We start from the raw sequence: 15,219 nt of genomic DNA, 5'->3' as shown, positions 1-15,219 counted from the left end.
CGTCATGAAAATCGTCGTCATCGGCCACGGCATGGTCGGCCACAAGTTCCTCGAATGTCTCGCCGAGAGCGGCAACGAAGCGCTCGACGTGACGGTCCTGTGCGAAGAACCGCGCGCCGCGTACGACCGCGTGCATCTGACCGAATTCTTCACGGGCAAGAGCGCGGATGATCTCTCGCTCGTCGAAGAGGGCTTCTTCGAACGTTCGGGTTATGCGCTGAAACTGAATGCGCGCGCGGTGTCGATCGATCGCGCGGCGCGCACGGTGACGGCTTCGACGGGCGAAGTGCTCGCGTACGACAAGCTCGTGCTCGCGACCGGCTCCTATCCGTTCGTGCCGCCCATCGAAGGCCGTGATCGCGACGGCTGCTTCGTGTATCGCACGATCGAAGATCTCGAAGCGATGCAGGCATGCGGCGCGCGCTCGAAGACGGGCACGGTCGTCGGCGGCGGTCTGCTCGGTCTCGAAGCAGCGAAGGCGCTGCGCGACATGGGACTCGAAACGCATGTGATCGAATTCGCGCCGCGCCTGATGGCCGTGCAGGTCGATGACGGCGGCGGACGCGTGCTGCGCGCGAAGATCGAGGAGCTCGGCGTCACGGTTCATACGGGTAAGAACACGCTTGCGATCGTCGATGGCGAAGGCGCGGCCAACCGCATGAATTTCGCCGATGAGACGCATCTCGACACTGACATGATCGTGTTCTCGGCAGGCATTCGTCCGCGCGACGACATCGCGCGTGCAGCGGGTCTCGACATCGGCGCGCGCGGCGGCATCGTGATCGACGACGCCTGCCGCACGAGCGACGAAGCGATCTATGCCATCGGCGAATGTGCGTTGTGGAAGGGCCAGTTGTTCGGCCTCGTCGCGCCGGGTTACGACATGGCGCGCATCGTCGCGAAGCAGATCATCGGCGAGGAGGCGGCGTTCGCGGGCGCGGACATGAGCACCAAACTCAAGCTGATGGGCGTCGATGTGGCGAGCATCGGCGATGCACACGGCAAGACGCCCGGCAGCCGGACGTATCAGTACAGCGACGAGCGCAAGCAGGTCTACAAGAAGATCGTCGTGTCCGACTGCGGCAAGTTTCTTCTCGGCGGCGTGATGGTCGGCGATGCAGCGGAATACGGCACGCTGCTGCAGATGATGTTGAACAAGATCGAGTTGCCCGAAGCGCCCGAGTTCCTGATCCTGCCGTCGAGCGATGGAAAAGCGAAGCCCGCGCTCGGCGTCGAAGCCTTGCCCGATGCGGCGCAGATCTGTTCGTGCAACAACGTAAGCAAGGCTGAAATCTGCGCGGCTGTCTGCGCGGGCGCAACGAGCATTGGCGCGATCAAGTCGTCGTGCAAGGCGGGCGCATCGTGCGGCGGCTGCGTGCCGCTCGTCACGCAAGTGATGAAGTCGGAGATGAAGCGGCAGGGTCTCGCGGTGAACAATCATCTGTGCGAGCACTTCCCGTATTCGCGTCAGGAGCTTTATCACATCGCGCGCGTGGAAGGACATCGCACGTTCGGCACGCTGCTCGCGAAGCACGGCAAGGGACGCGGCTGCGATGTCTGCAAGCCTGCCGTCGCGAGCATTCTTGCTTCGTGCTGGAACGAGTTCGTGCTGAAGAAAGAGCACGCGAGCCTGCAGGATTCGAACGATTACTACCTCGCGAACATCCAGCGCGATGGCACGTACAGCGTCGTGCCGCGCATGCCGGGCGGCGAAGTGACGCCCGATGGCTTGATCGCGGTCGGCCAGGTCGCGAAGAAGTACGGCCTCTATACGAAGATTACGGGCGGCCAGCGTGTCGACATGTTCGGCGCGCGCGTAGAGCAATTGCCGTTCATCTGGGAAGAGCTCATCGCGGCGGGCTTCGAATCGGGTCATGCGTATGGCAAGGCCCTGCGCACCGTGAAGTCGTGCGTCGGCTCGACGTGGTGCCGTTATGGCGTCGGCGATTCGGTCGGACTCGCGATCGAACTGGAGAATCGCTACAAGGGTCTGCGCACGCCGCACAAGATCAAGTTCGGCGTGTCGGGCTGCACGCGCGAGTGCGCCGAAGCGCAAGGCAAGGACGTCGGCGTGATCGCGACGGAGAAGGGCTGGAATCTCTACGTATGCGGTAACGGCGGCATGAAGCCGCGTCACGCCGAGCTTATCGCGTCCGATCTCGATCACGACACGCTCGTGCGGTACATCGACCGCTTCCTGATGTTCTACGTGCGTACGGCGGATCGCCTGCAACGCACGAGCGTATGGCGCGACAACCTCGAAGGCGGACTCGAGTATCTGATCGACGTCGTCATCAACGACAAGCTCGACATCGCCGCCGAGCTCGAAGCGGAGATGCAACTCGTCGTCGATACCTACGAGGACGAATGGAAAAAGGCCGTCACCGATCCGCATACGCGCAAGCGCTTCCGTCACTTCGTCAACAGCGAACAGGGCGATGCGAACGTGACCTTCGTGGAAGAGCGCGGCCAGATTCGCCCCGCCACGCTCGAAGAGCGCAAGTCGAAGCTTGCCGAAACCGTTTAACGCGTGAGGAGAAACATCATGAACGACCGTATCGAACAGGACTGGACCGCCGTTTGTGAACTCGACGACATCGTGCCGGATACGGGCGTGTGCGCGCTCGTGAAGGGCACGCAAGTCGCGGTGTTTCATGTCGCGGGCGAAGAGGCAGCCGTGTACGCGATCGACAACTACGACCCGCATTCGCAAGCCGCGGTGCTCTCGCGCGGCATCGTGGGAAGTCTGGGCGAGCGTATCGTCGTTGCATCGCCGATCTACAAGCAGCACTTCGATCTGCGCACGGGCGAATGCCTGGAAGCGCCGGAGCTTTCGGTGAGCGCGTATCGCGTGAAGGTCGCGGGCGGCAAGGTGTGGGTCGCGGCATGAAGACCGAATATGCGGTTGCGGGCATGGCGGCGTTGAAGCACGCCGCATCGCGCCAGCGGCTCGTGGTGATCGGCAACGGCATGGCCGGTATGCGTACGGTCGAAGAACTGCTGAAGATCGCGCCCGAGCTGTACGACATCACCGTATTCGGCGCCGAGCCGTACGGCAACTACAACCGCATTCTGTTGTCGCCGGTGCTCGCGGGCGAGAAGAGCGTCGACGACATCATTCTCAACACGCGCGAATGGTACGACGCGAACGGCATCACGCTGCATGCGGGCGATGCCGTGATCGAAATCGATCGTGCGCGGCGCGTCGTGCGTTCGGAGAAGGGCGTGGAAGCGCACTACGACCGTCTGCTGATCGCGACCGGCTCGAAGCCATTCATCATTCCGGTGCCGGGTTGCGAGCTTTCCGGTGTGATCGCATTTCGCGACATTCAGGATGTCGAAACGATGCTCGAAGCGGCACGCGATCATCGGCACGCGGTGATCATCGGCGGCGGTCTGCTCGGGCTCGAAGCGGCCAACGGCTTGCAGCGGCAGGGCATGTCGGTAACGGTCGTGCATGCGAGCGGCAGCCTGATGGATCGTCAGCTCGATGCCACCGCGTCCGCGTTGCTCAAGCGTTCGCTCGAAGCGAAAGGCCTCAACTTCGCGATGGCCGCGCAGACGACGGAGATCGTCGGCGACGACCGCGTGCGCGCCGTGCGTTTCGCGGACGGCACGCAGATCGACGCTGATCTCGTCGTGATGACGGCGGGCGTGCGGCCCAACATCGCGCTCGCGAAAGAGGCGGGGCTGCATTGCGAGCGCGCCATCGTCGTCGACGACACCTTGCAGACTTTCGATCCGCGCGTGTATGCGGTGGGCGAATGCGTGCAGCATCGCTCGGCGACCTTCGGTCTCGTCGCGCCGATCTGGGATCAGGCGCGCGTGGCGGGCGCGCATCTCGCGGGCGCGGGGCATCGCCGTTACGTGCAGCGCGCGACGGCGACGAAGCTCAAGGTGACGGGCGTCGATCTGTATTCGGCAGGCGATTTCATCGGCGGCGAGGACAGCGAGGATCTCGTGCTGCGCGATCCGCGCCGCGGCGTGTACAAGCGTGTCGTGCTGCAGGCGGGACGCGTGATCGGCGCGGTGCTGTACGGCGACGTGAAGGACGGCGGCTGGTATTTCGATCTGATTCAGAGCCGCGCGGACGTATCGCATCTGCGCGGCAAGCTTCTTTTCGGCAAGACGCTTTGTGAAGCCTGAATACGGCCAAGGATAGAGAAACGTGAGCATGTCCATCATCCCCATTCAAACGGCTTCTGTTAAAACGACTTGCCCGTATTGCGGCGTCGGCTGCGGTGTGAACGCATCGCCGAAGAGCGCGACCGAAGTGTCGATCGCCGGCGATGAAACGCATCCATCGAACTTCGGCCGTCTGTGCGTGAAGGGCTCGGCGCTCGGCGAAACGATTGGACTCGAAGGGCGTCTGCTCAATCCGAAACTGCGCGACCGCCGCAGCGGCGCGCTTACCGATGCATCGTGGGCCGATGCCATCGGCACGGTTGCGAGCGGCTTTTCGCGCATCATCGCGGAGCATGGTCCCGACGCGGTCGCGTTCTATGTATCGGGTCAGTTGCTCACCGAGGACTACTACGTCGCCAACAAGCTGATGAAGGGCTACATCGGCAGCGCAAACATCGATACGAACTCGCGGCTGTGCATGTCGTCGTCGGTGGCGGGACACAAGCGCGCGTTCGGCGAAGACCTCGTGCCGATGAGTTATGAGGACCTCGAACTCGCGGACCTCGTCGTGCTCGTGGGATCGAACACGGCATGGTGTCATCCGATTCTCTTTCAGCGCATCGTGAAGATGAAGGAGAAGCGGCCGGAGATGAAGATCGTCGTCATCGATCCGCGCTATACCGCGACTTGCGAAATGGCCGATCTGCATCTGCCGCTCAAGCCTGGCAGCGATGTGGCGCTGTTCAACGGCCTGCTCGCGTTCCTCGCGGAGCACGGCGCAATCGATGCGGCTTTCGTCGATGCACATACCAGCGGTTCCGACGACGCGCTCGCAGCGGCGGGTTCTTCGGATCTCGCGCAAACCGCGAAAGACTGCAAGCTCGATCAACACGATCTGATGGAGTTTTATCGTCTTTTCGCGCGCACGGAGCGCGTGGTGACGGTCTATTCGCAAGGCGTGAATCAGTCGAGCGCCGGCACGGACAAGGTCAACTGCATCATCAATTGCCATCTGCTGACGGGGCGAATCGGCAAGCCTGGCATGGGACCGTTCTCGTTCACCGGCCAGCCCAACGCGATGGGCGGACGCGAAGTCGGCGGCCTCGCGAATACGCTCGCCGCGCATCTCGAGTTCGGCGATCCGCTGCATGGCGAGATGGTGCGGACGTTCTGGAATTCGCCTGCGATTGCAGAGCGCGCCGGATTGAAGGCCGTCGAGTTGTTCGATGCAATCGAAGCGGGCCGCGTGAAAGCCGTATGGGTGATGGGCACCAATCCTGTCGTCAGCCTGCCCGATGGCGATCGCGTGAAGCGCGCGCTCGAGAAGTGCGAGCTCGTGGTTGCATCGGACATCATCGAAAAGACGGATACGAACGCGTTCGCCGATGTGCTGCTGCCCGCGCTCGGCTGGGGCGAGAAGGATGGCACCGTGACGAACTCGGAGCGGCGCATCTCGCGTCAACGCGCGTTCATTCCGGCGCCGGGCAAGGCGCGCGCGGACTGGCGCATCATCTGCGATGTCGCGCGGCGCATGGGCTTCGAAGGCTTCGATTTTGCGGGTCCGCATGAGATTTTCGACGAGCACGCACGGTTGAGCGCGTATCGCAACGATGCGTCGGCGGGCGTGCATCGCGCGTTTCATATCGGTGGGCTGGCCGGGCTCGATCGCGCGCAATACGATGCGCTGCAGCCGACACAATGGCCGTTGCGCGAATCGGCAGAGGGAGGAACGGAGCGGCTCTTCGAAGATCACCGCTTCAGTCATGCAGATGGCCGTGCGCGCTTCGTAGCAACCGTTGCACGCGCGCCCGTGAATGCGCCCGATGACGACTATCCGCTCGTGCTCAACACCGGACGCGTGCGCGACCAATGGCACACAATGACGCGAACGGGCCGCTCCTCGAAACTCGCGGGCCATATCAGCGAATCGTTCATCGACATGCATCCGCAAGACGCGCTCGCATGCGGCGTGCGCGAAGGCGAAATCGCGCGCGTGTCGAGTCGCTGGGGCTCGATGATCGCGCGCGTGCAGCATGGCGGTGGCATGCCGCGCGGCAGCGTGTTCGTGCCGATCCACTGGAACGATCAGACCGCCTCCGACGCGCGCGTCGGTGCGGTAGTGAATCCCGTCGTCGATCCGGTTTCGGGCGAACCGGAGTTCAAGCACACGCCTGTCGCAATCGAGAAGTTTCACGTGACATGGCACGGCTTTTCGCTCTCTCGCGCCGCGCCGCACCTCGACATGGTCACGCACTGGACGCGCGTGCATGGCACGGGCTTCGTCCGTTACGAAATGGCGGGCCGTAATCGTTTCGATGCATCCCATGGCGATCATCACGATTGGGCGCGTGCGCTCTTTCATATCGACGATGAGCACGCTGACTGGATCGAATACGAGGACAAGAGCGCGGGCGTGTATCGCGCGGCGCATGTGGTCAATGAGCGTATCGAGAGTTGCGTGTTCATCTCCGAGCGGCCCGATCTGCCCGCGCGTGCGTGGCTCGCGACGCTGTTCGAAAAGGGACGCCTCGATGACGAGGACCGCGCGAGCCTCCTGCTCGGTCAGCCGATAGGCAAGGGCGAGGACACCGGGCCGACCGTGTGCTCGTGCTTCGGCGTCGGACGCAATACGATCTGCAACGCGATCCGCGACAAGGGATTGAAGACAGCCGCCGAAATCACCTCGTGCGTGAAGGCGGGCGGCAACTGCGGATCGTGCGTGCCGGAGTTGAAGAAGCTCATCGTTGAGACGGAAATGGCGCGTCTCTCCACGGTCTGATTCGTCCGTGGTCTAACGAACGAACGCGGGCGCATGTCGCCCGCGTTTCGCGTTTTCAAGCCTTCCGATTCCTGCGGAGATCTCCGGAAAAACCCTCGAAAACAGGGCGTTTCCGGGCTATTGGTATGCTCGAATGAGCGCTCGCCAACCAAACTCCTTACGATTTATTACCACGTGAAATGGTGTGTTGGATTGCCAACGCATTCGCCGGTTCATCTTCCGTACAGTCACCTCAAAACACAGGCACTAAACAAACGGATGCCTGAAAACAACACCAAAAGGTAATACGGGGATTGCGATGAAGAACGCAAAACTATTCGAACAAGCGGAAGGCCAGCGCGCCACGATCCGCTCATCCCAGGCCAGCATCGACCTGTTGCACGAACGACGACTTCTGATCGACGTGCGAGCCTCATTCCCAGTCTGATTCGTCAAGCCGCCCCAAAGGGGCGTCCTTTCTCAAACGCTCGCTGATCCATCGAAGCCAGATTCGATCAGACGTCGGAGATAGGGATACTAACGAAACGATATTTGCTGTATCCGCTACATACCGGCGTCGATGTAGCTGGAATTGACTGTGCGCCTACACTTGGAGACCTCACCATGCAACGCAAACTGATCGCAGCAGCCGCCGTCCTCTCGCTCGTTTCCGCCGCTGCCTTCGCAACGGGCACGAACTCCAGCTCGAGCTCGACCTCGGGCGGCACGACCAGCGCAGCCGTGTTCGGCTTCGGCTCGTTCACCGCAACCAACGCGGGCGCCGCCAACGGCCACGCTTCGTCGATCGCCGGCCAGGGCTACGGCGTGACGGGCAACACGACGAACGCGACGACGAGCCACATCAACACGTCGTCGGTGGGCGGCAAGGGCTTCGGCGGCTCGACGGCGACGGGCGTCTCGGGCGCCGACGCTGCCGCGAATGCCTGGAGCAAGCTGGGCGGCGGCTGGCGCTAAGCACACGGCGACGGACGGCGAACTTCGCCGCAACGGGGTTCGCTTTCCCGCAACCGATGTGATCCCGGTTCGAACAACAAAAAACGAAATCCAATCTTACCGATTCGATAAGGAATGCAAATCATGAAACGCACTCTGATCGCTGCTGCACTGCTCTCGCTCGTCTCCGTCGCCGCGATGGCCACGACCACGAACTCCAGCTCGTCCTCGACCTCGGGCGGCACGACGTCCGCTTCGGTCTCGGGCTTCGGCCGCTTCACGGCGACGAACTCGGGCACGGCCAACGGCAATGCGCAATCGATCGCCGGCAACAAGTTCGGCGTGACGGGCAACGCCACCAACGCAACGACGAGCCACACGAATACGTCGACGGTGAGCGGCTTCGGCCACGGCAACGCACAAGCGGGCGGCACCTCGGGCGCGGACGCAGCGGCCAATGCATGGAGCAAGCTGGGCGGCGGCTGGCGCTAAGCTGGTCGGCGACTCAAGGCAGGGGCGGCGTCATGACGAGCGTGCGCTTGCGGGATACCGCCTTTGCCGAACTCATAAAAAAACTCTAAGTCGTCCGGGACCGTCATGCGCTGTGGCGTTCCCCTTTTCTTCCGGAGAACCAAAATGAACAAGACCACTCTGCAATTGGCATGCGCGGTGCTGTTTTGCGCCGCGCAACTCGCCCACGCCGACACCACCGCCAATTCCTCGTCGGGCTCGGTTTCGGGTTCGACGTCGACGGGCATCGGCCAGGGCGGCGGATCGAGCCTCAACAACATCGGCACGTCGGCGAATTCGACGGCCAACACCAGTTCCAATTCGTCGTCGGTCGGCGGCCTCGGCGTCGCGACGGCGAGCGGCGGCCGTTCGACCGCGCAGGGCGGCTCATCGAATGTGAACATCTCGCTGACGATGCCGCAACTGACGACATCCGGCACGGATGCAAGCGGCGCCGATGCGACCGGCAAGGCGGCCACGAGCGGCCCCGGCACGAGCGCCTTCGACACGCGCACGACGGTCGACTACAACCAGAGCTCGTACTCGGTCCGCACGACGCCGTCGATCGCCGCACCCTCGCTCACCACGACGCTCTCCGACACCTGCATGGGCTCGGCCAGCTTCGGCCTGTCGATCACCGGCTTCGGCGCGACCGGCGGCACGACGCTCGTCGATCAGGCTTGCGTACGCCGCCTCGATGCACGCGAATTCCGCGCAATGGGCCTGACCGATGTCGCGCTCGCGCTCCTCTGCCAGAGCGAAGCGAACCGCCGCGCCGTCGAGGCGACGGGTCATCTGTGCCCGGGCACGACCACGCCGCTCGCGAAATCGGGCGAGGACGCGGTGCTGTCGGATGACGAGAAGTATCGCGATCCGCTGGTGCGCGCGCGCCTCGGCCTGCCGGTGACCGCCGCCAACAATCCGGAAGTCAGCATGAAGACGCAGAACGAGGCCAAGCAGGCTCAGCCGGCGCCCGCGAAGCAGGTCGCGCAGCCGACGCCGGTCGCCGCTCGCGTGTACGATCAGGCTGATACGAATGGCGTCGAAGTGGCGAGCACGCCCATCGGCGAAAAGATCGAAGTCTCGCTGGTGAAGTGAGGAAGCAACAGGTCCAATGGCAGGGTGACGCCATGGAGCGAGAGAGACGCGCCTGAGCAATCGGGCCGTCTCTACCTTTGAAGGGTTGGCTTTTGAAAGACTGGTCCCGGAGAGTCAACCCTCGTTTTCCCGCTGAGGCATGCGATGAAGAGTCACAAGAAAATGGCGGCCATCGCGCTCGCGGCGAGTGCGACGGTCTCGATGATGCCGATGAGCGCGCGCGCCGATGCAAGCGCCGGCGTGATCTGGGCCGCGAACCCGGTCGGCGTGCAGTCGATGCCCGATGCGCAGGCGCTCGCGCTCTTGCCTTCGAGCGGCTACGTGCCCTTGCAGACGTCGGGCGGCAAGTGCCTGCTCGTCGCGCGGCGCGGAACGCAGATCGTCGCAGTGGAGTTGTCGCCGCTCGCGATCGGCGCGAAGGTGATCGGCTGGAAGCCGCAGCAGATCGACATGAGCACGGTCACGTCGAAGTGGGGCTACGTGCCGCCGCAATCGTCGATCGATACGAAGAGCTTCGGCAATCCCGTCACGAGCACGATCTCGGAAGCGAACAAGACGGATACGTCGAAAGGCGGATCGTATGCGCGCGCGAGCAGTTGGGGCAATGGCAACGTCGAAGCGCATAGCAGCGCGATCGCGTCGGCAACGGGCGAGACCGAAGCCGCCGAATCGGTGACGGTGAACGGCAAGACGTATCGCAAGTACAGCCACTTCAGGCCGGCGACAACCGAAGCGCCGATGGCCGCATCGGATGAATACTTCTGTCAGTGATGCACGCGCTTCATGTCGTGGCGGACTTCCGTTCCACGACCGGCGGCACGGGCAAGGCGACGTCTTCGACGGGTCGCGATTCAGTGCCGAAACGCGCGACCGAGAACGAGAACGTGTTGACGCCGTTCTCGCTCGTCGCCGACACGGTGCCGCGATGCATCTCGGCCACCGCCTTCACGATGGCAAGCCCGAGGCCGTGATTCTCGCGGCTATTCGTGCGCGAACTTTCCGCGCGATAGAAGCGGTCGAAGAGATGCGCCATCACATGCGGCTGGATCGATTCGCCGGGATTGGCCACGGCGATGCGAATGCGCCCATGTTCCCGCGTGATGGCCACGGAAATCGTCGCGCCGGGCGCGCAATGCTGAATTGCGTTCATCACGAGATTGGACAGCGCACGGCCGAATAGCGACGTATTGACGAACGCGCGCGCATCGCCGTTCGCGACGGCGCGCACTCGCGCTTCTTCCAGCGGAATCTCGAGAAACTCCAGTGTGCGATTGACCTCCGCCGCGAGCGACACTTCGACGAGTCCCGTCGCGCGTTCGCCTTGATCGGCGCGCGCGAGAAACAGCATGTCGTTGATGATCGCGCGCACGCGTTCGAACTCCTCGAGATTCGATTGCAGCGTGTGACGCAGCTCGTCGATCGAACGATCGCGCGTCAAGGCGACTTCCGTCTGACCGATGAGAATCGTGACCGGCGTGCGCAATTCGTGCGCGACATCGGCGTTGAAGGATTCGAGCCGGCCATATGCGTGATCGAGCCGTTCGAGCGCGCCATTGAAGGACTTCGCGAGATCTTCGAGTTCCATCGGCAGCGCGCGCGTGTTCAGGCGTTGCGATCGATTGGTCGGACTCAGCTTCGATGCATCGCGCGTGAGGCGCGTGAGCGGTGCGAGGCCGAGCCGCGCGACCGAATAACTCAGCAGCAGGACCGCGACCGTGGCGAGCGCCATCAGCGCGGCGAGCGCGAGACCGAACGCGCGCATCGTATGAACGTTCGGCGAGCAATCGATCGCGACGAAGAGCTGCAGCGGCGGACGATCCCCGTTGGGCGGAATCGTGAGCGTGGTCATCAGCATGTCGTAGGCGCGATCTTCCGGACGGAAGTGAACGTAACCGCCCATCACGCGCTTGACGACGCGGCCCGCGGGCGGCGAGCCGTATTCATAGCGCGGATCGTTGCTGGACACGGCAAAGAGCGTGGAGCCGTCGCGCGGGGTGATGTCGGCGAGCTTCTCCTTCGCGATCTTCCATTTCTCCGGCGTCGATACATGCGTGACGATGAGCCGCGCAATCTCCGCGCGATTGTCGAGCGAGTCGCGCAAATGCTGCTCCAATTGCACGCGCAGCACGAGAAAGAGTCCCGAGCCGACGAGCGCGAACACGAACAGCGCGACGAGCGCGAACATGACGGCGAGCCGCCGCGAAATGGAGCGTTGCGTGCGCGGCTCGCGCGCGTCGCGTGCCTCGCGTGGCGTCGACGATATCCACTGCGTGTTCATGATGGTCTCGCGTCTTCCCTTGCTTCGCGCGTGTCGCGAACTTCGCGCACTTCGAGCACATAGCCCATGCCACGCACGGTATGAAGCAGTTTGGTGCGGAACGGTCCGTCCAGTTTCGCGCGCAGCCGCTTGATCGCCGTTTCGACGACGTTCGTGTGACTTTCGAAATCGACTTCCCAGACGAGCTCGGTGATCGCGGTCTTCGAGAGAATGTCGCCGTGACGGCGCGCGAGCACCGAGAGCAACTGAAATTCCTTCGCGGTGAGGTCGAGCCGCACGCCGTCGCGTGTTGCGCGGCGGCCGATCAGATCGACATACAGATCGCCGACCGATATCAATGTCGATTCCTGCGCGCGCGTGCGGCGGGCGAGCGCATGCAGACGCTCGACGAGTTCGAGAAACGAGAACGGCTTCGTGAGGTAATCGTCCGCGCCTTCGCGCAGCCCGCGCACACGATCGTTGATGTGATCGCGCGCGGTCAGCATGATGACCGGCGTCGACTTCTGGAGGCGCAGCGCCTTCAATACCGCGAAGCCGTCGCGTCTTGGCAGCATCACGTCGAGCACGATCACGTCGTAGTCGTATTCGATGGCGAGATGCGTGCCTTCCTCGCCGTCCATCGCGACATCGACGACCCAGCCTTGCTCGGTCAACCCCGAGCGCAGGTAATCCACCACTTTGTGTTCGTCTTCGACTATCAGGACTTTCATGCCTGGCACCTGTGCGCGTTCAGTGTGTGTTTACCGCATTGTTCAACTGCTAACTATACGAGCCTCGCGGGCATCGTGCTTACGTTTTCTTTCTACTCGCCCGAAGTAGTTGCGTTCGCAAGCTTCTGATCGTCGTTCGATGCAGTGTCCCATCCGCCGCCCAATGCCTTCACGAGCGCCACCGATACGGTGCGCTGCTGTCCGCGAATCTGCACGTCCTGTCGTTCGCTCGTGAGCAATTGCTGCTGTGCGGTGATGACGTCGAGATAGGCGACGAGCCCGCCCGAATAACGATCGTTCGCGAGCGACAGCAAGCGTTGCGCATCGACGACCGCGGCGTGCGACTGTTTCGCCGCGCCGTCCAGCACCGACAATCCGACGATGCCGTCCTGCACTTGCTGAAACGCGCCGAGCACCGTCTGCCGATAATTCGCGACGGCCGCGACATAGCCTTCGTTCGCGAAATCGACGGCTGCCGAGCGCCGTCCGCCATCGAAGATGACCTGGCTTGCCATCGTCCCGATGGTCCACAAAAGGCTCGGCGCGGAAATCAGACTTGAGAACGCCGTGCTTTCCCAGCCGACCGTGCCGTTCAACGTGAGGCTCGGAAAGAACGCCGCTTTCGCGACGCCGATCTGCGCATTGGCCGCGGCCATCGCACGCTCGGCGGATGCGACATCGGGCCGGCGTTGCAGTACATCGCTCGGCACGCCGAGTGGAATCGGCGGAAGCGGGCGTTCGTTCAATTCAGGCGCGATCGAGAATTGCGGCGCGGGCGTCCCGACGAGCGCGGCGATCGCATGTTCGAATTGCGCGCGCTGATTGAGCAGCAGTTGCGCCTGCACGCGCGTCTGATCGAGTTGCGCTTGCTGCTGCAATACATCGAGGCCTGACACCGCGCCGAGATCGTGTTGCGCCTGCACGTAATCGAGCGCTTTCTTTTGCAGCACGACAGAACGATTCAGCACGTCGATCTCCGCATCGAGCTCGCGCATCGAGAAGTAGTCGCTGGCGAGATCGGTGGTCAGCACGAGACGCGCATTCGCGAGATCGTCGCGCGACTGATCCGCCGATGCATGCGCGGCCTCCACTTCGCGACGGATGCGGCCGAACAGATCGACGTCGTAGTTGACCGTCGGCGCGAGCTTCAGATCGCTTTGAACGGTAGCATTGCTCGGCGTCGCGTAGTTGGTGACGGGCCGGTTCTTCGAAATGCGCGAGCGCGACGCGTTTGCACCGAGATTGACTTCAGGCAGCGCCAGCGCGGATGTTTGCGCGAGCGTCGCGCGAGCCTGTGCGTAGTGCGCGCTCGCCGCGGCGAGCGTCTGATTCTGTGCGAGCGCCTGCGTTTCGAGACCGTTCAACGTCACATCGCCGAAGCCTTGCCACCAGTCGGGCGCGAGCGGCGCATGCGACGGCTCGCCCACGCGCCAGTACGAATCCGTCTTCCACGTAGGCGGCGTTGCGGCGACGGGCCGATGATAGTCGGGCCCGACCGTACACGCGGCAAGCAGCGAGACGAGCGTGATGCCAAGCGCGGTCTTCATGATGCGGCCTTGCTGCCCGACGCGGGCTGTCGTTGCGTTTGCTGCGGCGCGATCACGACGTGATCGCCATCGGCGATCGAATCGCTCGGGTTGATGATGACCTTGTCGGTCGCGTCGATTCCGCTCTCGATTTCGAGCGATTGTCCGAGATCCTGCGCGATCACGATCTTGCGCAGGCTCACATGACCGTTGCCATCGACGACCGCGAGACGTGGACCTTCGGAACGGAAGAGCAGCGCGTTGCCTGGCACGAGCAGACGCGCGTGCGCGGTCGCGGGCACGGCGACCTGCACATACGCGCCGGGCCGTAGCCGCCCATCGGGATTCGGCAGCGTCACTTCGACTTGCAACGAGCGCGTGGGCACGTCGATCGCGCCGGAGATGTGGGTGATCTTGCCGTGGAACTGTTCGCCGGGCAGCTCCGCCTGCGTGACCGTCACGTCCTGTCCGACCGATACGTTCTGCGCGTAAGCCTGCGGCAACTGCACGAACACGCGCAACGGGTCCGACTGGGCGAGCGCGAAGAGCGCGCGGCTCGTGCCGCTGCCCGCATCGATCAGATCGCCGACATCCACATTGCGCTGCGTGACGACGCCCGCAAAAGGCGCGACGATGCGCTTGAACGATTCGAGCTGACGCAGACGCTTCACGTTGGCATCGGCGGCCGCGAGATTCGCGACGTCCTGGTTGTACGTGCTCTGACGCTCGTCGAGTTCCTGTTGCGACACGGCATCGCGCTGACGCAATTGCTGCCAGCGTTCGAGCGAGCTCTTCGCGAGTCCGAGGCTCGATGCAGTCTGATCGCGTTGCGCGACCGCTTGCGCAAGCTCCTGATCGATCTCGGGCGTGTCGAGATCGGCGAGCAACTGGCCTTGCTTCACGCGCGATCCGATATCGACATACCAGTGCAGCAGATAACCCGTCGCACGCGCATAGATCGGCGATTCGACGAAGCCGCGCAAGGTCCCCGGCAACGTCGTTTCGCCGCCGCCATCGGTCTCTTTAGGCATGACGACGTTCACGTATTGCTGCGCGTTCTGCTGCGTGCGCGCGGCGATGGAATGGCTATGCAGCACATCGGTGACGACCGTGCGCGCCGCGCCTATCGCGAGCAACGCGAGCACGATCACGAGCGCGATCTTCGCGCGTTTCCATTCGACGTTGCGCGGCGGCAGCGCGGGCCCTTCGTTCGGGTCGCGAGCGGGAATCGCAAGCGATGCGTGGTTCTTTTCAGTCATG

The 15,219-nt window shown here is 63.3% G+C and carries 12 protein-coding genes; 8 read left to right on the top strand and 4 right to left on the bottom strand.

Features of this window, described 5'->3' with window-relative positions:
• The first annotated feature begins 4 nt into the window (after positions 1-4).
• The 8 genes from nirB (at position 5) to BG60_RS13215 (ending at position 10,216) form a co-directional block, all read left to right on the top strand.
• A complete protein-coding gene (nirB, locus tag BG60_RS13250) occupies positions 5-2,527 on the top strand; it encodes a nitrite reductase large subunit NirB (RefSeq protein ID WP_008353598.1) in 2,523 nt (840 codons plus the stop codon).
• An 18-nt stretch (positions 2,528-2,545) separates the two neighbouring features.
• Complete coding sequence (gene nirD / locus BG60_RS13245; RefSeq protein WP_008353596.1) at positions 2,546-2,890, top strand: nitrite reductase small subunit NirD; 345 nt, start codon at positions 2,546-2,548, stop codon at positions 2,888-2,890.
• Positions 2,887-4,146, top strand: a complete 1,260-nt coding sequence (locus BG60_RS13240; protein WP_008353594.1) for an NAD(P)/FAD-dependent oxidoreductase — start codon at positions 2,887-2,889, stop codon at positions 4,144-4,146. The genes nirD and BG60_RS13240 overlap by 4 nt, the downstream gene beginning before the upstream one ends.
• A gap of 28 nt (positions 4,147-4,174) precedes the next feature.
• Positions 4,175-6,904 (top strand): nitrate reductase, encoded by a 2,730-nt coding sequence (locus tag BG60_RS13235; protein ID WP_034471868.1) that lies wholly within the window; start codon positions 4,175-4,177, stop codon positions 6,902-6,904.
• A 603-nt stretch (positions 6,905-7,507) separates the two neighbouring features.
• The gene (locus BG60_RS13230) at positions 7,508-7,858 is read left to right on the top strand and encodes a hypothetical protein (RefSeq protein WP_008353592.1); all 351 of its coding nucleotides are present in this window, start codon (positions 7,508-7,510) and stop codon (positions 7,856-7,858) included.
• 123 nt (positions 7,859-7,981) lie between these two features.
• Positions 7,982-8,329, top strand: a complete 348-nt coding sequence (locus tag BG60_RS13225) for a hypothetical protein (RefSeq protein ID WP_008353591.1) — start codon at positions 7,982-7,984, stop codon at positions 8,327-8,329.
• Positions 8,330-8,473: 144 nt separating this feature from the next.
• Positions 8,474-9,445: a hypothetical protein gene (locus BG60_RS13220; RefSeq protein WP_008353590.1), complete on the top strand. Its 972-nt coding sequence runs from the start codon at positions 8,474-8,476 to the stop codon at positions 9,443-9,445.
• A gap of 144 nt (positions 9,446-9,589) precedes the next feature.
• On the top strand, positions 9,590-10,216 hold the full coding sequence (locus tag BG60_RS13215; RefSeq protein ID WP_008353589.1) for a hypothetical protein: 627 nt from the start codon (positions 9,590-9,592) through the stop codon (positions 10,214-10,216).
• Between the two features lie 10 nt (positions 10,217-10,226).
• Here the strand turns inward: BG60_RS13215 and BG60_RS13210 are convergent, their stop codons facing one another.
• The 4 genes from BG60_RS13210 to BG60_RS13195 form a co-directional block, all read right to left on the bottom strand.
• Positions 10,227-11,723, bottom strand: coding sequence for a heavy metal sensor histidine kinase (locus tag BG60_RS13210; protein ID WP_008353588.1), 1,497 nt, complete (start codon positions 11,721-11,723; stop codon positions 10,227-10,229).
• Positions 11,720-12,433 (bottom strand): heavy metal response regulator transcription factor, encoded by a 714-nt coding sequence (locus BG60_RS13205; RefSeq protein WP_008353587.1) that lies wholly within the window; start codon positions 12,431-12,433, stop codon positions 11,720-11,722. The genes BG60_RS13210 and BG60_RS13205 overlap by 4 nt, the downstream gene beginning before the upstream one ends.
• 92 nt (positions 12,434-12,525) lie before the next feature.
• Positions 12,526-13,980: an efflux transporter outer membrane subunit gene (locus BG60_RS13200; protein WP_008353585.1), complete on the bottom strand. Its 1,455-nt coding sequence runs from the start codon at positions 13,978-13,980 to the stop codon at positions 12,526-12,528.
• Complete coding sequence (locus BG60_RS13195; RefSeq protein WP_008353583.1) at positions 13,977-15,218, bottom strand: efflux RND transporter periplasmic adaptor subunit; 1,242 nt, start codon at positions 15,216-15,218, stop codon at positions 13,977-13,979. The genes BG60_RS13200 and BG60_RS13195 overlap by 4 nt, the downstream gene beginning before the upstream one ends.
• Between the last annotated feature and the right edge of the window lies 1 nt (position 15,219).

Origin of the sequence: Caballeronia zhejiangensis (assembly GCF_000698575.1) — a bacterium.
In the GTDB taxonomy this organism is placed as follows: domain Bacteria; phylum Pseudomonadota; class Gammaproteobacteria; order Burkholderiales; family Burkholderiaceae; genus Caballeronia; species Caballeronia zhejiangensis.
Note: the sequence above shows the minus strand (reverse complement) of the source record. Positions and strands in the feature narration are given on the sequence as shown.